This window comes from Bacillus sp. GB_SG_008 (assembly GCF_052038115.1).
Taxonomy (GTDB): Bacteria; Bacillota; Bacilli; order Bacillales; family Bacillaceae_G; genus Bacillus_A; species Bacillus_A rhizoplanae.
The window spans coordinates 384,043-404,171 of the sequence record NZ_JBPZSK010000002.1 but is presented as its reverse complement, the minus strand read 5'-3'; the positions used below and the strand labels follow the sequence as shown (position 1 = coordinate 404,171).

Genomic DNA, 20,129 nt, shown 5'->3' with positions numbered 1-20,129 from the left:
CGTTTGTTTATCTTAATAAAATTTTACAACGTCTTCATAAGGTAAGAACGTTCTTTCACCCGGTTGTTCATTTGGCTCACCAAATGGCATTTGTGCTACTAAGCTCCACTCTGCTGGAATATCCCAAGTTTGTTTTACTTCTTCATCAACAATTGGGTTGTAATGCTGCAGTGACGCTCCAATTCCTTCTGCAGATAAAGCCATCCATGTTGCATACTGTAACATGGCGTTTCCTTGATGAGACCAATATGGAAATTGCTCTTTATATGATGGCGCGTTTTCTTGCATTGTCTTCACTGTTCCTTGATTTTCAAAGAATAAAACTGTGCCTACGCCTTCACGAAATCCTTTTAATCTTTCTACAGTTGCGTCAAAGTTTTCTGCTGGAACAAAAGCGCGAAGTGTTTCTTTTACAATATCCCAAAACTTTTCATGTTCTGCATCCATTAATACAACCACGCGGCCGCCTTGCATGTTAAAAGATGATGGTGCGTATAAAGCTGTTTTTAAAACTTCACTAATTCTTTCTCTCGTAATATTTTCGTTCTTTTTCACTTTACGAATAGAGCGACGGTTCATAATTGCATCTTTTAAATTTGTTGTAGTTACTGACATTTTTATTCCTCCAATAAATGTTTAAATTTATATCCATCCCTTTCTTGCTGACGCACAATTCAATCTAGTACTAACAATATCCATCTATATTACATTGCATGCCGTCTAATTCGTTTATTTTATTTTTTTCTAATTCCTGATCAATCGCTTTTGCTAATCTTTCTTTGCTAGCTAGTCCTTGAATGACCTCATCACCAATAATAAACGCTCCCTCACTTTTCTTTTTTCGTCTTTTTTATAACTATAAAAGTTACAACTAAATTGGAAGTCATGTGTAGAGATAATAAAGTTATTTAATTTACAAAAAAATCGTTTAAAAAATATGTTAAGTGACAATAAAGTTGTTTAAAAAATACCAATCATTGTATTCAACAATCGAGCGTTTTTTCTTGATGTATCGGGTCAGATTGTTGAGTAACTTATTTTCAAAATAAATTGATTATTTATGTTTAAATTTATAGAGGAGATTGTGAATGAATGTACTTAAACTAAAGGGGCAGGATAGTTCAATAAAGCCCGTCCTGTTTCGCTTCCCTGGCCTATAACTTGAATTGGTACTCATTTATATTAACCAAAATGAATATCTATTGTTGAAACTATATTAACTAGGGAGGAATCTTCATGGGATACTTTGTTACCGTAGAGTCAGGTGTGAATTTATATGTAGAAGATATTAACCCCGGGGGAAATAAGACCATCGTATTTTTACATGGCTGGCCGTTAAGCCATAAACAGTTTGAATATCAGTTTAATGTTCTTCCTGCTATGGGCTATCGCTGTATTGGTATAGACTGGAGGGGATTTGGCAATTCGGATAAACCAATGAGCGGCTATACTTTTAACAGACTTGCAGATGATATCCGCACAGTAGTTGGTACACTTCAAATAAACAATTTTACTCTTGTGGGTCACTCTACCGGTGGGTCTATCGCAATTCGATATATGTCTCGTCACAATGGTTTTAGGGTATCAAAGCTTGTTCTTATTGATGCGGCCGCTCCAATTGGATTTACCGCAGAAACTGCTAATAACTACCTTAAAGAAACCTTAAATGATCGGCCTAAAATGATGCAGGGCGTAACAGATGGCTTTTTCTTTCAGAATATAACTAAACCATTTTCGGACTGGTTTTTGCAAATGGGGCTACAAGCAGCAAGTTGGTCGACAGCTGCTATTATAACTACATTAAGAGATGAGAAGCTACATGCGGATCTTCCGAAAATTAATGTTCCTACTTTAATCGTTCACGGCATTCATGACAAAGTTATTCCATTTGCACAAGCTCAGGAACTAAATGAAAAGATAAGAAATTCACAGCTTGTTCCGTTTCAATATAGTGGTCATGGCCTTTTCTGGGAAGAACGCGAGAAATTTAACCAACTATTGGCACAATTTATTTAGTTAAAAATTTGACCTAAATTCAAATAAACAGAGGACGATAGCGTAATAATCGAGTACGCTTTACGGACAGTAAAATATTTGCTGTAATTATTAGACTCAATACAGTGTTGAACAAAAAGATATGTTAGTTCAACCAGCTAATGGGCTGCAATTATAATCATTATCTTAATCTTCCGCAAAAGAGTGCGATTGTTAATTAAAACTTAGATTTCAAACGACTTTATTGTTATATTTTTTAGTGTAGTGAAGTATCTCGCATCGAGATTAAACAACTATATTTTTAACCCCGTCCCAAATTTAGAACGGGGTTATGCTTGTTTGAGCTTTTAAAATTAAATAACTTTATTGTCATTTTACAAGTCAAGCTTTCATAAAAAAGCATTAGCCTGCCATTTTGGCAAACTAATGCTCCACACCTATATTCATCATCTATTTTTTTAAAATCTCCTTAAGGCGACTCAATTACTTTCTTCCTATTTTCCTTGTTAACCAAAATGGACTGTACAGAAGATAAAAGCTTACAATCATCATTAACTCCATCGAGAGAAGATACCATGGCCACGGTCCAAGATAATCTAAAAGAGAAGCGCTTTTGGGCTTTTTCATGATATACAGGTAGTTCGCCCCTAACCACTTATCAAGAAAAAATACGCAAGCTGCATAAAGATTAACAATGAGAATGGTCACCCACATAGAAGGAATGGTCGGCCGATATTTGCAGACCGCCACCATAAACAAACATGCTATCACCACTCCTCCATGCGAAACAAAAAACTCGATGTATCGAAAATGAGGAAACGAAAATTTTCCAAGGTCAGGTGTAATGATAGCTTGAATAGAACTGCTTAATCCCGCAAAATACATAAATTGAAAAAGTCTGTAGCTCCTCGTCAGTAACATCACAATGGCCAAAATAACAGCTAAATCACTAAGTTGGAGCGGCAAAGCCGTTTTAGGCGACCAAGCATTCTCATACACGAGCCAGAGATGATTAAGAGCTTCAAAAGCCAATAAGAGAAACGCTAGAGAGAAACGAAAAAGCCGTTCTCTTCCCTGCTCTTGAATCTGTTTTCTAAAAACAAACAGAAGAATACTGAGGGCTATAATGATTCCGAGCGTCAATAAGTGCTCCTTGGAAAAAAGACGAAACGGATCCAGTTTTGAATGAAATTGAAAATATTTTTGCATATCAATAACTCCATTATCTGGGCTAATTTTATACGTGGGTATTCCTAGTATCGGACAAACTCTTCTAAGTCTATACCCCCTTCTTTGTTATCCATGTTTTCAACAAAATGAATAGTTCATATACATGTCGTGAACCACCCATCAACTTTTAAATAAAATTTCACTTCCATTTTTCCACTTATAAAACCTTACGAAACTGTCACCTTTATGTAAGGTTATTAGATAGTTACCATACTGTTTCAATGTAATAATAAAAGCATAAGAAACAATCATACATTTTAAAGATTATAGGAGAGTGTCGGTAATGATCGTAACAACAACTTCTGTTATTCAAGGAAAAGAAATTATTGAGTATATTGACATTGTAAACGGTGAAGCAATTATGGGGGCAAATATCGTACGCGATTTATTCGCTTCTGTTCGTGACGTTGTCGGTGGCCGTTCTGGTGCATATGAAAGTAAATTGAAAGAAGCACGTGATATTGCGATGGAAGAAATGAAAACTCTTGCGAAGCAAAAAGGTGCAAATGCAATTGTCGGTATCGATGTAGACTACGAAGTTGTTCGTGATGGAATGTTAATGGTTGCTGTAAGCGGTACAGCTGTACGTGTATAAAAATATATAAGGAAAAGCACCTCGCTAGTCGTTTGAGGTGCTTTTCTTTTTTCTCATGTATGAAATTCCCTTTGTAAATTAAATAATAGAATAGGAACGGATACATCCGTTCCTATTAAAAAAACGTATTTATATTGTATTACTTCTCAGGAAGTGCTTCCATTACACCTGCAACTTCTGCAACAATAATTTGATTACCTAAAACCGGTGATTCTTGTTGTGCTTCTTGAGAACCTGGTTCTGGTCTTTTATGAGCTTCTTTAAAAGCATCACTATTTCTCCAGTTCATAAAGCTCTCTTTATCTTCCCAGTACGTGTTTACACTTATTTCATCATGCTCAGTTAAGTTTTGTGTAAGTAAAACTTCAACTTTCACAAAACCTTCCATTTTTTGTAGTGCACCTGGACGAGTAAATGCTGGAGCCATCTTTTCTGCAAATCCTAATTTTGTTTTAATTCTATTTGTAACAACGATCATCTTCAAAAACCTCCTTAATGTTTGGAAAACTTCTTCGAATTGAATATCTGCATTACATATATACTTTTTTCATTCATCCTAATGCTAGAATGATCTCTGTTTCTATTTTCTTGCTAAATAATAATTAACTTGCTCTAGTTTACCGTCTTTCATTCGGTAGACTTTGCCACAGTATTCAAGCATGCGTTACCATAATGATTACTTGATTTCTAAAATTCACTTATTTTGCGATAGTTGGACGACTTCATAGACTCTCTGAATATCAAAGCTTACTCTCGATTCATCTACTAAAATAGTAGAAGGACTGTTCATAACAGTGCGAGAAATAATGTGAGTCACCCCTTTAGTTTTAAAATAATTAGTCACGTGTGACTAATTAAGATTATTATATACACAACATTTTCATTAGTCAACTGTGACTAATAAAAACATGACTATAAATTAAATTGTTATATTTAGGGTAATTATATCAACAGAATATGCAGCAGAAACACTCACATATATAAAGTGAAACTTCCGTCAGTGGGGGTTTTCTTCATCCCCCACTGACGGTTAGTTGAACCAATCGGGCTTTTACGGGCAGTTATCCCCCACCTATCTTCTTTGCCTCTCTCTAATTCTTGAGGTGGGGGTCTTACTGCCCGTTAATGCGGGATAACAAAAAAGAACCTACTATACAGAGGTTCCCTTGTCTTTAGAGCATTTAAATTTTGGAACTAAGAGTTTGAACAGTTTTTTCAAGAAACGCAATTTCTGCTTCTAACATTGTTATTTTATGTTCTATTGCCAGGTTGACTCCAATCCTCATCTCATGAGCTGGAGTTTGTTTAAAAATATGAATGAACTTCTTATTTTTATTTAATCGTTCCTCTAGAGCAGGCAACGATTTTTCTAATGGTAGAAAATCAATAAACATTAACCCTATATCGCCTTGATAATTAACACTCTCGGCTGAAGATAAGTTGTCCAATAACAATTTATAAAAATATTGCTTACCATTTTCATTAATAGAATACACCTTGCGCGATGGTCTGTTTCCTTCTTGCTCCAATTGAACATCAATGTATCCCTTCTTATGAAGTTTATCTAAAGTTGCATAAGCAGTAGGTTTTTTCATATCTGTAACTGTACTTAAATTTCTTTCAATAAATTCATTAATTTGATATCCATGCTGACTTTGGCTCATAAGCAAACCAAGCAGGACGAGCGAGCGCTGTTCCATAGAAATCATCCTTTCTAAACCATATTATAGCCGATGATGTAAATGAGAACTAGACAATAACTCAATTACTTGGGTTGGTATCAATGATCGTATTATGAAAACTCCCGCACTTCTCTCCTTACAATCTTGAAGTGCGGGTTCTTCATGTATCCCCTCAGATGCTTAACATGAGCAAAATTGACACAGCTGTCTGACAGGATAACTCCTCTATCCCACCTTTGGAACAGTGCATTACATTAAAAATCAAAATTATCAGGATCTGGACCAACACGATGATTCTCATTCAAATCATCAATGCGTTTCATATCTTCTTCCTTTAACTCAAAATCAAATACATCTGCATTTTCAACAATTCGATGTTCTTTTGTAGATTTCGGGATGGTGATAACACCATTTTGTAAATCCCAGCGTAAAATGACTTGTGCAACAGACTTGTTATAGTTGTTAGCAATTTCTTGAATAACTTCATGATTGAGTAATTGTCCTTGCATTAACGGCGACCAAGCTTCTAACTGAATGTCATGTTCCTGACAAAATGCTTGCAGCTCTTTTTGCGTTAAGCGTGGATGGTATTCTACTTGGTTCACCATTGGTTTAATCTCTGCATCTTTCATTAAGTCTTCAAGATGATGGATTTGAAAATTACTTACTCCAATCGCTTTTACTCGTCCTTCCTTATAAAGGGTCTCTAATGCTCTCCACGCCTCTTTATATTTCTCTTCTACAGGCCAATGAATCAAATATAAATCCAAATACTCTAGTCCAAGTTTATTTAAACTTGTCTCATAAGCAGCAATTGTAGACTCATATCCTAAATCTGCATTCCAAACCTTTGATGTGACGAATATATCTTCTCTAGAAATACCCGCTTGTTGTATTCCTTCACGAATCCCTTGCCCAACTCCTTCTTCATTTCCATAAATCGCTGCTGTATCAATACTACGGTAGCCATGTGTAATCGCTGTTTTTACAGCATTCACTAACTCAGGACCTTCCTCTACTTTAAATACCCCAATACCAAACCAAGGCATTTGTACACCGTTATGCAAAGTTGTTTTATCTTGTAAATGTTTCGCCATTATAAATAAACCTCCTAATTTTTAAAGAAAATTTTCTACGCTGCACGTTTTTGATCTTTTTGTTCTAGAGTCTTGCTCCAACCTGTTAAAATTACAGCTCCTAGAACCATTAATGCTCCAATCCAAGGCGTATGAATGAGCCCAATCGAATCTGTAATTACACCACCTAAATAAGAACCAATGGCAATTCCAGCATTAAATGCAGCAATATTAATTGCAGATGCCACATCTACTGCACCCGGTACAAAACGTTCAGCTAACATCACTACATATATCTGTAATCCTGGTACATTCATAAACGCTAATAATCCCATTAAAATGATTGTAATAAGACCAGCTATCTTAAATGGAGCTGTGAACGTTAATATAAAGAGTACAACCGCTTGTACGATAAACATATAGAATAATGCACGAATCGGATTACGGTTCGCTACTTTACCACCAATGACGTTACCAATCGCAATTGCTACTCCATAAACGAGTAAAATAATAGTAACAGCCCCTGCCGTAAACCCAGTTATCTCTTGTAACAATGGAGATAAATACGTAAAGACAACGAATGTACCTCCATACCCTAAAGCTGTAATAATGAATAAAAGAAGTAAACGACCGTTTGTGATCAAAGTAATTTGATCACGAAATGTTGTTCGATTACCTTTTCGCAAATTAGATGGAACAAGAATACTATTTGCAATAAAAGCAATGATACCTACTACAACGATCACTACAAAAGAAGCCCTCCAGCCAAATTGTTGTCCAATAAATGTACCAATTGGAACACCTGTAACAGTTGCTACTGTGAGCCCTGTAAACATAATCGCAATCGCACTTGCTCGGCGATTTTCTGGAACTAAATCCGCGGCAATCGTAGAGCCTATTGACATAAATACACCATGTGAAAGCGCAGAAACAACACGAGCAACTAGCAACAAACTGATACTTGTTGCACTCGCAGCAATACTATTTCCAACAATAAAGACAATCATAATCCAAAGTAATAAAGATTTACGCGACATACTGGATGTTAAAGAAGTTAAGACAGGCGCTCCAAATGTCACCCCTAAAGCATATAAAGAAACAGTTAATCCAGCTGTTGTAACAGTAACGTTTAAATCTTGCGCAATAAGTGGTAATAATCCTACACTAATAAATTCTGTTGTTCCGATTGCAAAAGCACTTACAGCTAATGCCAACAGTGCCAATGTACTTCGTTTTTTATCTAAACTCATTCTTTCTCCTCCCCATCTTCTTGTTGTATCGTTCCATCTCTTCTAGACAAGCTATATAGAAAACCATATGGTAAGAATCCGCCAGCAAATGTTATTATGGGATATAGAAGAAATAAAGAAAAGTACGTACTTTTAAGTAATATAGGTACCAAAAAGTTCTATAGGAACTAAAAAGTACCTGTCAATTAGGAGGAAGAGCATGGAGAAAAAAAAGTACAATATTTCCGTAGAAGCAACACTCGAAGTAATAGGAGGAAAGTGGAAATGTGTGATTCTTTGTCATCTTACGCATGGTAAAAAACGCACAAGTGAATTGAAACGTCTTATGCCAAACATTACACAGAAAATGTTAACGCAGCAATTACGTGAATTAGAAGAAGATGGCGTCATCAATCGTATTGTTTACAATCAAGTGCCTCCAAAAGTGGAATATGAACTAAGTGAATATGGATGGAGCTTACAAGATATTTTAAGCTCTCTATGTACTTGGGGAGAAAAACATATTACGAAAGTATATGGTGATAAATTTGCTGTCTTGGAGGAGAATATTTTAAACGATAAACTGAAGGAACAAAATTAAAAATACACGTACGATTTTCAAACATGCATATCCATTCTGCTGTGTAACCGTGAATCTTAAAAACATCTATAACTAAAAACATCTTCTTACATATGAAATAAGAAGATGTTTCTTTTATAAAGTGAAACTTCAAAGCGTCTGCCCGTTATCAATTGTAAATACCTGTCCTGTAATAGACTCCTGAGTCAATTGAAAAATAATAGCCTCTGCAATCTCATCAGGTGTTGAAATTCTTTTCAGCGGTATGTTTCCCGCAAGTTGATACATCTTCTCTTCATTGTCAGCCCACCATCTCGTATGAACTGCACCAGGAGCGATACTATTTACCCTAATCTCAGGTGCAAGTGCAATGGCTAACGATTTTGTCATCGTATGAATAGCTCCTTTTGTTGCTGCATACGGTACAGACGAACCTAGCCCTGTTATTCCGGCAACGCTGCCTACATTCACAATAGCACCCGATCGTTGTTTCTTCATATAAGGAACAACAGCCTTTACACAATGAAACATTCCTTTCACATTTACGTTAAAAAGAGAATCCCACACTTCATCCGTTGCAGACTGCAAATCATCCATAGGTATTTGCGCTGTTATACTTGCATTATTCACTAAAAAATCTACTGTCCCAAAAGATTTCACGGTTTGCAGTACCATGTCCTCAACTTCTTTTTCTATCGCTACATTGGCTTTCACAATGAGCGCTGTACCTCCGCATTGTACAATTTCGTCCCTTGTTTCTAACGCTTCTTTTTCCGAATGGCTATAATTAATTACAACCTTCGCTCCTGCATCTGCTAGTTTTATAGCCGCAGCCTTTCCGATACCAGTACCACCGCCTGTTATAATAGCCACTTTATCTTTTATCTCCATTTTTCCTTCTCCTCTTCTTTTCATATTTGTTATGACTCATTGTATCTTCGCTCATACGAAAGGTATAATACTGAATAATGAGGCCGGTATCATTTAAAATGATATCAGTGGAGGGATGTATTTTTGGAAAGTCACGATTTATGGATTTTTAAACATGTTGCTGAATTACAATCTATATCTAGAGCCGCTGAAAAACTCGGATATGTACAGCCAAATATAAGCCAGCGCATAAAAAGCTTAGAAGAAGAACTAGGCGTCCCATTATTAATACGTAATAACAGAGGAGTAACATTAACTGACCAAGGAGAAGTTTTGTTAGATTACACAAATCAAATTATGATGTTAATGGATGAAGCCAAATCAAAAATAAATCCGAAAAAGTGGAGAGAATCTTTAATCATCGGGGCATCTCAAACGATTTCTGCTGTGAAAGTTCCGTGGCTCTTCTCTTCTTTTTTGCAATCAAATACAAACATTGATCTAAAAATCCGGACGAATAATAAGCCAAAATTACAAGAAATGCTTTCTTACGGAGAGGTTGATGGAATTTTTATAAGCGGTACATATAACGATTCACAGTTCGAAAGTGTTTACCGTTATTTCGAAAACCTTATACTCATTTCTCCAATTGAACAGCATCATCATCCAACACTACTTGTGAATAGCGATCCAAGTTGTATATATAGAAATAAGTTGTTAGATTTTGCAGAGAAACATCATTTTAATCAACCAACTATTATAGAATTTGATTCACTTGAATCCATTCTCCAAGCTGTTCATGCAGGGCTTGGGATTAGTATCATGCCAGCAGATGTTGCACATAGCCGAAACGAAATGAAGACCATTCATCATGAGGAATTACCAGACAAAATGAAGATTGATTTTATTATTAAACGCGGGAAACAAAGGTCACAAAGTTTAGAGAAGTTTATTTGTTTTTTGAAGGAATTATAATTCTTACAATAATGTAAGAAATTTGTTAGGCAATTCGATGTTTCCGCTTCTTGATTCCATGTAAGCTAACAATAAAGTGAAACTTCCATCAGAGGGGGATTCTTCATCCCCCTCTGATGGTTAGTTGAACCAATCGGGCTTTTACGGACAGTTATCCCTCACCTAGCTTCTTCGCTTCTCTCAATCTTGAGGTGAGGGTTTTACTGCCCGTTAATGCGGGATAAAGCTAGAGGATATGACAAAGGAGCGGATTCTCATGAACGAAAATCAAGATTTATTATTCACCCAAATTGTTACTGGTTCTTGCTTAGGAGGCTTTGTATTATTATCTTGTATTGCTTGTTTTATAAAAATCGTTCATCAATTTTTCATGTAATAGCACTTATTTTTAACAACCGCTTAAAGGAGTTAGACACTGCGATGTTTACAAACTTTTATCCTTCGATAGTTAGTCATTTCAACAAAATGATAAAAAAGAAAACAGATTAAAAAGGATTACCTCTTATGAATACAAGGTAATCCTTTTAAGTTTCTATAAAGTGAAACTTCCATTCAGAGGTGCTTTTCCTTCGAATGGTTAGTTGAACCAATCGGGCTTTTACGGGCAGTTACCCCCCACCTAGCTTCTTCGCTTTTCTCTGAATCTCGAGGTGGAGGTCTTACTGCCCGCGAATAGCGGGATAAATGCTTTACTTTATACCTTTTTAACAAATTCAGATTTTAATTTCATAGGTCCGAAACCATCAATTTTGCAATCAATATCATGATCGCCATCTACTAAACGAATGTTTTTTACTTTTGTACCGATTTTTACGACTAGTGAAGTTCCTTTTACTTTAAGGTCTTTGATTACTGTTACAGAATCACCATCGTTTAAAACATTTCCGTTCGCATCTTTAATAACCTTTTCATCTTCACTACCTTCAGTTTCTAAACTCCACTCATGCGCACATTCTGGGCAAACAAAAAGGACTCCATCTTCGTACGTGTATTCTGAATTACATTTTGGGCAATTTGGTAAATTCGACATAATTCCATTTCCTCCATCCGTTATTGTCATTCTAATATATAAGAATTGGTTTTAATTTCCTTTTCATAAAAAATATAGGTCGTCCTTATATACTTTTATATACTGCCATAGTCTTCTCATATTGACAACCTGTCTCCAAACTCCCCTTTACATGAATGTGTACACTTACTAAACCCCCATTTGAAAGAGCTTTACTATCCTTTAAATGACTTTATTGTCACTATACAAATTTATGCGCTCTTAAATCATTTTTGTTTCTTAAACATCTAAAATTACACTTAAAACAATGTGATTATATGAATTTTTTTAAAATATCACAAAAATAAAGGGGTACTTATCCATACCGCACTTTCCAATTTGCTTCTGAATACAATGAAGAAATCTGAAAGAAAGGAGAGAGCATATGAGCAGCAAAGAAAAATGTGACAGGTGCCGTAGAGAAAAATGCGATTGCGATTGCGATAGAGAAAAGTGCCGCAAGGAAAAATGTGACAGGTGCCGTAAAGAAAAGTGTGAGTGTGATAGAGAAAAGTGCCGCAAGGAAAAATGTGACAGATGCCGTAAAGAAAAGTGCGATTGCGATAGAGAAAAGTGCCGCAAGGAAAAATGTGACAGATGCCGTAAAGAAAAATGCGAGTGTGATAGAGATAGACGCCATAGAAAAAAAGACATTTGTCCACCTATTGGCTTTTGTCGAAAATGTTTCAGATCTAGGTGTGATTGTCACTGCCAAGAACAAGAGCAAGAACAAAATAATCGACAACGTACTGAGCAAGAAGGACCTGAACAAGAACAAAATAATCGACAAAATACTAAGCAAGAAGGACCTGAACAAGAACAAAATAATCGACAAAATACTGAGCAAGAAGGACCTGAACAAGAACAGGATACTCAACAAAACGCTAAACAAGAAGGACCTGAACAAGACGTCGAACAAGAACAAGATACTCTACAAAACGCTAAGCAAGAAGGACCTGAACAAGACGTCGAACAAGAACAGGATACTCAACAAAACGCTAAACAAGAAGGACCTGAACAAGACGTCGAACAAGAACAGGATACTCTACAAAAGGCTAAACAAGAAGGGCCTGAACAAGACGTCGAACAAGAACAAGATACTCTACAAAAGGCTAAACAAGAAGGGCCTGAACAAGACGTCGAACAAGAACAAGATACTCTACAAAACGCTAAGCAAGAAGGACCTGAACAAGACGTCGAACAAGAACAGGATACTCTACAAAAGGCTAAACAAGAAGGGCCTGAACAAGAACAAAAACAAAATAATCGACAAAATGCTGAGCAAGAAGGACCTATTGTTGACCAAGAACAAAGGACAACACAAGAAGGGCAAACACAAAAGCAACATGAGCAACAAACACAAACATTAGGAGACCAGCTCCAAGCGCAAGGACAACAAACTATTCAGGGGCATACAAATGACTCCCCGTTAAACAATACCCAAACCATCTCCACAAATGTGGGTGGTGTTACCGTTAATGTGAATTTAGAATGCGAGTGCAATGAAAAGAAAAAAGATCGAAAACATAATCGAAAAAAATATGGTTGCAGCTTTGAAGACTGTGATTGTAAGTTTAAAGAACACGATTGCAGTGAAAAGAAAAAAGATCGAAAACATGATCGAAAAAAATGTGAGTGCAGCTTTGAAGACTGTGATTGTAAGTTTAAAGAATGTGAGTGCAATGAAAAGAAAAAAACTCGAAAACATAATCGAAAAAAATGTGGTTGCAGCTTTGAAGACTGTGATTGTAAGTTTAAAGAATGTGATTGTTGTACTGCATCTTTATCCGCATTATTGCGCATGATACAAAATGCCCAAACTACGATTCCTACCCCCGCAGATAAACAGATAAACATCTATGTAAATACGACGACTCCGCTAGGAAACCCGATTCCAAATCAGGTCATTACTAATGTAAATGATTGTGCAACTGTAACATTTAAAAAGGTAAATCTAAATACACCAATTCTAAATACAACCTTACAAATAAATAAAATTACAGGTATTAGTGCCGTTAACAATCCAGTTTTTGATTTTCTACTTGCTACAACTAACAATTGCGACAGCATAAAAAAAGAAACTGAACACTGTGATTGTAAACGTAATTGTAAAAAATGTTGTTCCCACACGGTGGGCACAGAATTAGAAGCAACTTCAAATTTTGGATTGAAAATAAACCTGCTCGTTGAAGGGTTTCCTTCCATCATTGACAATATCTTTGTATTAAAAGTATGCGATTGTCTTGCGTTTTTTGTAGATAATCTTACTACACCAACAACCATCTACGTATTTTCTATATGTTCTATTGTTGGTTTTACTGTTCCTCCACAAACTTTAGGATAAAAAAGAGAGTGATGGATATCTCCTATTCATCACTCTCTTTTTCCTTCGGAAGTATATTACGAATTTTCTTCTTACTGATTTCAGGTTTTTTCTCTGCATCTGCCTCTATTGATACAGAAATCGCATCCTCTTTTTTCTCCATTTGTTCTATGTCCATCCGAATTTGATCTTTTATATCCATAAGTATAGCTTGTAAGCCTTCCTCTGTTTGTTGTAAGATTTCCTGCTTATTTGCAATGTCCATGTTACGAATGTTCCTTTTCATCTGTGATTTTTGTAATTTTAAACTCATTTTCAAATCACCTAAAACATCCTTGATAAGTGTAGAAATCTCCTTTTCTAATTTTTTCGCCTCTTTAGAACGCGGATCGGATGACGGATTCGTACTAGAGGTGAATACACTTGAATGCTGTGTACCACTTAATTGTTGTGTATTACTTGACTGTTGTGTCTCACTTGAATGCTGTGTACCATTTGGTTGTTGTATATTACTTGACTGTTGTGTCTCACTTGATTCTTGTGTTCCCATCATTCACACCTCAATTCAAAATAGTTCTCAATGCCTAACATAATGTATGCAAGAGGTAAGAAATATGGAACTAGGAAAACAGCAGCACAAATGGGTCGAAAAATAAAGTGAAACTTTAATCAGTGGGGGTTTTCTTCATCCTCCACTGATTATTAGTTGAACCAATCGGACTCTTACTGCCCAAAAGTAGCAGGATAAAAACATTTAAATGCATATGCAAACAAATTCATTGCATCTTATATATATTATGTATACAGACATTATAAAACGTTTCATTTAGAGGTGAAAAAATGACTTCTAATAAAAAAAAGCTATACACTACTAACAAATCTGGCTATACGTATCAAAGTGATGATATTCATTATAATAGTCAATACTTTAGAGAGCACTTTCCAAATTTATGTGATAATCAAAATAATGATGCAAGATTACAAAATGGTACTAATCTACAAAACAACAATCAATTTGTAGACTCGCAAAATACAGTCATGGCTAAAATTTATACGACCACTTTAGCTAATACATTACAAAATGCAGTAGTGGTGTCAAAATCGATCACTCGTCCGTCTAAAAAAATTGAAATCAGTGGTGGTGCACCTCTTATTAGCGCAAATGCCGCTGGACCTTCTCCAAGTGCGCACTTGATAGTTTCATTTAAAATAGCAGGTCTTGACGATAATATGACGACAACAGCTACTGCAAGCGCTGATGTAACTGCAGTATACGCTTGCATAAACAGGAGCGGAAACTTCCCTAACGATCTGAAAAAAGCTGTAGTAAGCGGACCCGTTAAAGCATCTGTGAGATTTACATCCGGAAAAATTGAGCAAGTTACTCGAACCCTTACAATATATTTACCTGCACTAACATTAGAATGCCCTCTAGGACAAGAAATGGTTCTTGTATCGGCTTCCTACACGAATGTTCAAGTTTCAGAACCCCATACCGGCACAGTATCTATTGAGGGAATATTCGAAAGAACAAATTTTGAGATATAACGGAAATAAAGTGAAACTTCCATCGGTGGGGATCTTACTGCCCACGAATAGCGGGATAAAAAGGGAGATAATCCAATTATAAAAACCACTGTATGTACAGTGGTTTTTATAATTACGAAAGTACGATATCCATCTCTATTTCACTCATTATCTTTTCTCATATACTTAAAATTTTCCACTCTTGTCTCTTTCGTTCTTCCTCGTACAGGCATATATTGAATTATCATGAATAAGGGGATGAGATTTCATGACGAATCAACACTTTAAGACGAATGCACAATTTATTAATGCCAGTGCCGCTGGACCTTCTTCAAGCGGGAACCTGTTAGTTTCATTTCAAATAGCAGGTCTTGACGATAATGTGACGACAACGGTTATTGCAATGGCAGATGCACTGGCAGTATACGCTTGCATGAACAGAGATGGAAGCTTTCCTAGTAATACGAAGAGAACTGAAGTTAGTGGAACCCTTGAAGCATCAGGAGAATTTACCTCAGGAGGAAATGGACAAATTACTAGAATGCTTACGCTAAGTCCACCTGCAGCAACATTAGAATTCCCTGGAGGACAGATTATGGTTCTTGTATCAGTTCTCTACACAAATATTGAGATCTTCGAACCCGATGCAGGGGTGCAATTTATCCCGGGGACATTCGAAAGAACATTCTTCGAGATATAATAGAAGCGAAAAAAATATCCATTTCACTACCGATATCAGTGATTATGTAGAAAAAGAGACTCTTTAAGGTCTCTTTTGTTATTTTTCCGTACTCTATGCATAGAAAAAACACCTCTGACGGTAATTTGTCAAAGGTATTAGCAAATTATTTATATTAATCAAGACGGCCATTGTTGATTTGGAGATATTTCTATTTAAAGCATTAACTAAGGTATTTACGTATTTCACACTTACGATAAGAACCTCGAACCCGCCGAAGTTCATTTTACCGCCTAACTTAACCTAAAAAAAATTGAACTAACTTCATTCCACCCCATACACCAATGATTCCCATGATTGCTGAGAAAACCGGGGGTGCAGGAATCGGGAGTTTTAACAGAGTAAATATGATTCCTACGATTAATCCTGCGAAAGTTGACATTATGATTTCATGCATGTTACCTTCCTCCTGTTTGTTTCATGTGCTGTTTTTCTCTAATTTATAAATCATATATTGAACCCAGATAATCGCTAACACAGCTTGTATTAGCATTCCCTAAAATAGGATATTTTTCATACGTGTTGAGTTATTATTAAAAAAAAGGATAGAACAGGCAGTATGTAACTGCTTGCATCTATCCTTTTCTTTCCCTTTATATAAAGTGAAACTTCCATCAGTGGGGGTTTTCTTCATCCCCCACTGATGGAAAGCTCTCACCAATCGGGCTTTTGCGGGCAGTTGTCCCCCACCTATCTTCCTCGTTTCTTTCTTCATCTTGAGGTGGGTATCTTACTGCCCGTTAATACGGGATAAACCTCTTCAATAATTTCCTAACTCAGATTCAGGACTCTGAATGATCACCGGATTTTTAGCTGGATCTAGCCACTTCAATATAGAAATAACGTCTTGCTGATCCGTACCAGTACAACCATTTGTATACATATCAGAAACATGGAAGAAGATTGCACTTCCGGCACCTGGAATTCTGTCTGTATTATAGTTAATGACAAATCCATAATTATAAGCAGGTATATCCATCTTTTCAGCACTGTTCCATTGTCCCTGCGTCGCACTGCGAGACTGCCATGTGTTATAGAGAGCACTCTTCGAATCATCAACCCAAACGTCATCCGGCGTAATTTGACGGAATGGTAATTTTGTACCTGGGTTGCCATAACGACCAAATGCCGTACCAATAGAATATTTTCCCCTCGGCGACTGCACAACATTCTCACTCATTTTCGATGCAAATCCATCCCGGCCAATATGCCCATTAATATCTAACAGCTGCTTCCAAGCACCATTTACACGTTCAAACGTACGAATACGTGCTAAGTTTGTTCCGTAACCATTCGTTGTAACTACAATTAATTGGTTATTATCATCAACTGTATGGAAACTATCTGCAAGTGTGATTCCACCTAGGCTAACCGCTCGGCTATCGAGCCATCCAGTGCGGCCGTTTTGCTCAATTTGGTACCACGTCACCCCGTTATAGGTTGCAGATTGTAATAAATTCAAGTTTTGATGTACAAAATCCGCTGCAGAACCAACATAATTAGCATGCTGCATTCCATAAGGCTTCGTCCAGACCGCATTACCTGCTACATTGCTCACATGTCCAACTTTGTTTAAAGGTTGAATATTCGTTGCACTAGAAATTGCATTTGCATCAATCCAACCTTCTTCGTGACCATCTACTTTAAAATAATACCAATGCACCCCATCTTTATCTAAGCTGCGGGTAATCTGAATCGGACGACTATCATAATTATTTGCAAAGCCAACAAAGGATGCACCATTTTCACCATAAGGTGCACTCCATACTGCATGACCATCCGTATCTCCAACAAGTGCGATTCGATTTTCATCTTTTATATTCGATATCGTTTTCGTAAATACTCTCGCATCTACCCAACCCAATACTTTGTTGTCTACCATAATTTTATCCCACGTAACCGTTCCTTTCGTGGCACTTTGTACAACCTGTACGTTTTGATAGCTATAACTATTGGTAGAATCAACCCAACTTGCGCCATATTCGCCGTAAGGAGCGCTCCATATTCCGTCTCCTTTCGTAGAAAGACCCATTACAGCAGAGTAATTTTCATCTTTTACATTCTGTAAATCTGAAACTGCCTTCTCTCCATCAATCCAACCTAGCAGTTTGCCATCTTTCATCACATGATACCATGTTACATTCCCTCGCGTTACAGTCTTCACCACTTGAACTGTTTGATAGGCATAATCATTGGTGCTTCCAATATACTTAGCACCTGTGACCCCATAAGGCGTTGTCCATATACCATTGTTATAAGTACTTCCGATTGTAACCGTAAAATTGGCATCTTTTGCTTCCCCAGCATTATCTAACGCCTTTTGATCTATCCAGCCGATTACCTTGCCATCTACGCTAAATTTATACCACTGCACACCGCCATATGTAGCACTTTCTACCAACTGAATATCTTGGTAAGCGTAAAGATCCGTTGAACCTAAATAATTCGCACCCGATACACCGTATGGCATCGACCATACACCATTGACTGCCGTTGCCCCCATCACAGCAGTCTGATTAATCGTTTGGATATTTTTCAAATCACTTAGCGCGCGGCTATCGAGCCATCCGATTACTTGACCATTTATACTAAATTGATACCATACCACATCATTTACAATCATCTTCTGAACTAGCTGAATCTCTTTACCCGAATAATCATTCGTAGACCCTACATAACTAGCACCCGTTAATCCATAAGGAAGCGTCCAAATGGAATTTCCTTTCGTCCATGCCACGATTTGATTCTCTTGTACGCTAGTCGCAGGAGGATTATCCGCCGCTTGAACTGGAAGTGCAAAAAACAGTAAAGCTCCTCCTATCAGCACAAAATTACGGTACAATCTGGAATACAACTTCTTCTTTTGCAAACTCTGCTCCCCCCGAATGTCTTTCCTATGTATGAAAGTTTTTTCTCCTATTCTATCATTATCCATACAAAAGGAGGAAGAGGTATCATCTCGCTTCGAACAAAATTCAGCAACACCGACTTCAACATAAGGACTTACACTGTATATACGCTTATAACATATACTGAATTTGAATCTGCCGTAAGCAAATATGTCCCACTGTTTTATCTCCTTATTTATAAAGGAGGAGTCAATATGGGTTTTGGAGCTGGTTGTGGTTGTTTTGGAGGCGGATTCGCCTTATTAATTGTGTTATTCATCCTGTTAATTATAATTGGATGTAGCTGTTTTTGAGGCGGATTCGGCTGCTAGAAAAAACCAACCAACAATACCTAAAATAAAGAGTCCTATTTATAATAGGACTCTTTATTTTGTTCAATTTTATTTTCTTGCAACCTTTCAGCATTTTATCTATTGTTGATGACAATGGGAAAATCTAAGCTCTTAGGTTGATGAGCATGTATGGGGCTCCCTAAAATTACACTTTGATAAGTTTAGCTTCATAGACATGGGAATAACCCGAAATTATATGAATGGATAAAGGGTATTCCCTATCCAGAATGCTTTTTAGTGATGTTTAATTTGAGGATACGATATACCGATAGGAACGAAAAAGAGCTTTAGTATGCCCGATATACAACTTCATTTTTTCGGAAAAATATGACATCTATATTATGTGTATTGTTTAATATGAAAATTAAAAGAAATTACAGTTTAATTGTTTGAGCATTTTTTACATCAGCAAACCATTGCCCAAGTACATGATTATGATGATCAATAATTTGCGATGCAGATAAAACTTGAGAATCGTATGTACTATGTCCATCCTTTACAAGGATAACGTCATATCCACGTCCATAGGCGGATCGACATGTTGCATCCACGCAAATCTCCGATTGAATTCCTGTGAGAATAATTCGTTTTATATTCCTTGCCTCTAATTCTTGTTGAAGACTTGTTTCATGAAATGAATCAGGATGATTTTTTTCAAGTATGATGTCATGTGTTGAGGGAGATATAGATTTATGAATTTCCCAACCTGATGTTCCTCGTTCAAGAGGTGCCCCGGATGGTCCGTTAAATTTCATATAAATAACGGGGACATGAGAAGAATGCGCCTTCTTAATTAACGATTGAATTGTTTGTAATAACTCTTCTCCTTTATATAATATTTTTTCCTCTTTAAACGAACCCTCTTGTACATCAATAATGAGTAGTGCTGTACAATTTTCTCCCATAAAAAACACCTCCCAACATGTTTCAATTTACAAAAACAATGAAAGAAATCCATTTTTTAATGTCCCCAAAATGAGTCATCATATAATGGATAACCATCAGAAAATAAATTCTCA

Annotated in this window: 21 protein-coding genes and 1 pseudogene; 9 read left to right on the top strand and 13 right to left on the bottom strand. The window is 36.5% G+C overall.

Translation table 11 applies throughout. The features are described from left to right. Nucleotides 1-12: 12 nt before the first annotated feature. On the bottom strand, nucleotides 13-615 hold the full coding sequence (locus ACTDJC_RS06990; RefSeq protein ID WP_440602980.1) for a nitroreductase family protein: 603 nt from the start codon (nucleotides 613-615) through the stop codon (nucleotides 13-15). Nucleotides 616-685: 70 nt separating this feature from the next. Beyond that, nucleotides 686-817: pseudogene (locus tag ACTDJC_RS06985) on the bottom strand (DsbA family oxidoreductase); the annotation flags it as partial. Nucleotides 818-1,236: 419 nt separating this feature from the next. Here ACTDJC_RS06985 and ACTDJC_RS06980 point away from each other — a divergent pair. Further along, a complete protein-coding gene (locus ACTDJC_RS06980; RefSeq protein WP_440602979.1) occupies nucleotides 1,237-2,016 on the top strand; it encodes an alpha/beta fold hydrolase in 780 nt (259 codons plus the stop codon). 462 nt (nucleotides 2,017-2,478) lie between these two features. On the opposite strand, the gene ACTDJC_RS06975 is transcribed toward ACTDJC_RS06980, so the two are convergent. Then, nucleotides 2,479-3,204, bottom strand: a complete 726-nt coding sequence (locus ACTDJC_RS06975) for a YwaF family protein (protein WP_440602978.1) — start codon at nucleotides 3,202-3,204, stop codon at nucleotides 2,479-2,481. A 304-nt stretch (nucleotides 3,205-3,508) separates the two neighbouring features. On the opposite strand from ACTDJC_RS06975, the gene ACTDJC_RS06970 reads away from it, so the two are divergent. Then, nucleotides 3,509-3,820 carry a heavy metal-binding domain-containing protein gene (locus ACTDJC_RS06970; RefSeq protein WP_230574642.1) on the top strand — a complete coding sequence of 104 codons (312 nt, stop codon included), beginning with the start codon at nucleotides 3,509-3,511 and terminating at the stop codon, nucleotides 3,818-3,820. 139 nt (nucleotides 3,821-3,959) lie between these two features. Here the strand turns inward: ACTDJC_RS06970 and ACTDJC_RS06965 are convergent, their stop codons facing one another. From ACTDJC_RS06965 to ACTDJC_RS06950, 4 genes are all read right to left on the bottom strand, one after another. Then, nucleotides 3,960-4,298 (bottom strand): heme oxygenase, encoded by a 339-nt coding sequence (locus ACTDJC_RS06965; RefSeq protein ID WP_440602977.1) that lies wholly within the window; start codon nucleotides 4,296-4,298, stop codon nucleotides 3,960-3,962. Nucleotides 4,299-5,001: 703 nt separating this feature from the next. Then, nucleotides 5,002-5,520: a PadR family transcriptional regulator gene (locus ACTDJC_RS06960; protein ID WP_440602976.1), complete on the bottom strand. Its 519-nt coding sequence runs from the start codon at nucleotides 5,518-5,520 to the stop codon at nucleotides 5,002-5,004. A 236-nt stretch (nucleotides 5,521-5,756) separates the two neighbouring features. Further along, nucleotides 5,757-6,599, bottom strand: a complete 843-nt coding sequence (locus tag ACTDJC_RS06955; protein WP_440602975.1) for an aldo/keto reductase — start codon at nucleotides 6,597-6,599, stop codon at nucleotides 5,757-5,759. Between the two features lie 35 nt (nucleotides 6,600-6,634). Beyond that, nucleotides 6,635-7,828 (bottom strand): MFS transporter, encoded by a 1,194-nt coding sequence (locus ACTDJC_RS06950; RefSeq protein ID WP_098308943.1) that lies wholly within the window; start codon nucleotides 7,826-7,828, stop codon nucleotides 6,635-6,637. 199 nt (nucleotides 7,829-8,027) lie between these two features. Between ACTDJC_RS06950 and ACTDJC_RS06945 the strand changes: the two genes are divergently transcribed. After that, entirely contained in the window at nucleotides 8,028-8,408 is a 381-nt protein-coding gene (locus ACTDJC_RS06945) for a winged helix-turn-helix transcriptional regulator (protein WP_253630831.1), read from the top strand. Nucleotides 8,409-8,537: 129 nt separating this feature from the next. On the opposite strand, the gene ACTDJC_RS06940 is transcribed toward ACTDJC_RS06945, so the two are convergent. After that, a complete protein-coding gene (locus ACTDJC_RS06940) occupies nucleotides 8,538-9,278 on the bottom strand; it encodes an SDR family NAD(P)-dependent oxidoreductase (RefSeq protein WP_440602974.1) in 741 nt (246 codons plus the stop codon). A gap of 123 nt (nucleotides 9,279-9,401) precedes the next feature. Between ACTDJC_RS06940 and ACTDJC_RS06935 the strand changes: the two genes are divergently transcribed. Next, a complete protein-coding gene (locus ACTDJC_RS06935) occupies nucleotides 9,402-10,232 on the top strand; it encodes a LysR family transcriptional regulator (RefSeq protein ID WP_440602973.1) in 831 nt (276 codons plus the stop codon). Between the two features lie 256 nt (nucleotides 10,233-10,488). Then, nucleotides 10,489-10,608: a DUF4027 family protein gene (locus ACTDJC_RS06930; RefSeq protein WP_141525022.1), complete on the top strand. Its 120-nt coding sequence runs from the start codon at nucleotides 10,489-10,491 to the stop codon at nucleotides 10,606-10,608. Nucleotides 10,609-10,926: 318 nt separating this feature from the next. Here the strand turns inward: ACTDJC_RS06930 and ACTDJC_RS06925 are convergent, their stop codons facing one another. Next, nucleotides 10,927-11,262 (bottom strand): zinc ribbon domain-containing protein YjdM, encoded by a 336-nt coding sequence (locus tag ACTDJC_RS06925; RefSeq protein WP_098308947.1) that lies wholly within the window; start codon nucleotides 11,260-11,262, stop codon nucleotides 10,927-10,929. 403 nt (nucleotides 11,263-11,665) lie between these two features. Here ACTDJC_RS06925 and ACTDJC_RS06920 point away from each other — a divergent pair, with 403 nt between their 5' ends. Continuing rightward, a complete protein-coding gene (locus ACTDJC_RS06920) occupies nucleotides 11,666-13,624 on the top strand; it encodes a hypothetical protein (protein ID WP_440602972.1) in 1,959 nt (652 codons plus the stop codon). A gap of 22 nt (nucleotides 13,625-13,646) precedes the next feature. Here the strand turns inward: ACTDJC_RS06920 and ACTDJC_RS06915 are convergent, their stop codons facing one another. Continuing rightward, nucleotides 13,647-14,153, bottom strand: coding sequence for a hypothetical protein (locus tag ACTDJC_RS06915; RefSeq protein ID WP_176524560.1), 507 nt, complete (start codon nucleotides 14,151-14,153; stop codon nucleotides 13,647-13,649). Nucleotides 14,154-14,443: 290 nt separating this feature from the next. Here ACTDJC_RS06915 and ACTDJC_RS06910 point away from each other — a divergent pair, with 290 nt between their 5' ends. Continuing rightward, nucleotides 14,444-15,151 (top strand): hypothetical protein, encoded by a 708-nt coding sequence (locus ACTDJC_RS06910; protein WP_098308491.1) that lies wholly within the window; start codon nucleotides 14,444-14,446, stop codon nucleotides 15,149-15,151. Nucleotides 15,152-15,398: 247 nt separating this feature from the next. Further along, nucleotides 15,399-15,830 carry a hypothetical protein gene (locus tag ACTDJC_RS06905; RefSeq protein WP_098308489.1) on the top strand — a complete coding sequence of 144 codons (432 nt, stop codon included), beginning with the start codon at nucleotides 15,399-15,401 and terminating at the stop codon, nucleotides 15,828-15,830. Nucleotides 15,831-16,107: 277 nt separating this feature from the next. On the opposite strand, the gene ACTDJC_RS06900 is transcribed toward ACTDJC_RS06905, so the two are convergent. Beyond that, nucleotides 16,108-16,266: a XapX domain-containing protein gene (locus ACTDJC_RS06900; RefSeq protein ID WP_098308487.1), complete on the bottom strand. Its 159-nt coding sequence runs from the start codon at nucleotides 16,264-16,266 to the stop codon at nucleotides 16,108-16,110. A gap of 363 nt (nucleotides 16,267-16,629) precedes the next feature. Further along, nucleotides 16,630-18,738, bottom strand: a complete 2,109-nt coding sequence (locus ACTDJC_RS06895; RefSeq protein WP_440602971.1) for a GW domain-containing glycosaminoglycan-binding protein — start codon at nucleotides 18,736-18,738, stop codon at nucleotides 16,630-16,632. A 234-nt stretch (nucleotides 18,739-18,972) separates the two neighbouring features. Here ACTDJC_RS06895 and ACTDJC_RS06890 point away from each other — a divergent pair, with 234 nt between their 5' ends. Next, nucleotides 18,973-19,071, top strand: coding sequence for a YjcZ family sporulation protein (locus ACTDJC_RS06890; RefSeq protein WP_098308481.1), 99 nt, complete (start codon nucleotides 18,973-18,975; stop codon nucleotides 19,069-19,071). A 413-nt stretch (nucleotides 19,072-19,484) separates the two neighbouring features. Here ACTDJC_RS06890 and ACTDJC_RS06885 read toward each other — a convergent pair whose 3' ends face one another. After that, nucleotides 19,485-20,015, bottom strand: a complete 531-nt coding sequence (locus tag ACTDJC_RS06885; RefSeq protein ID WP_440602970.1) for a cysteine hydrolase family protein — start codon at nucleotides 20,013-20,015, stop codon at nucleotides 19,485-19,487. Nucleotides 20,016-20,129: the final 114 nt, after the last annotated feature.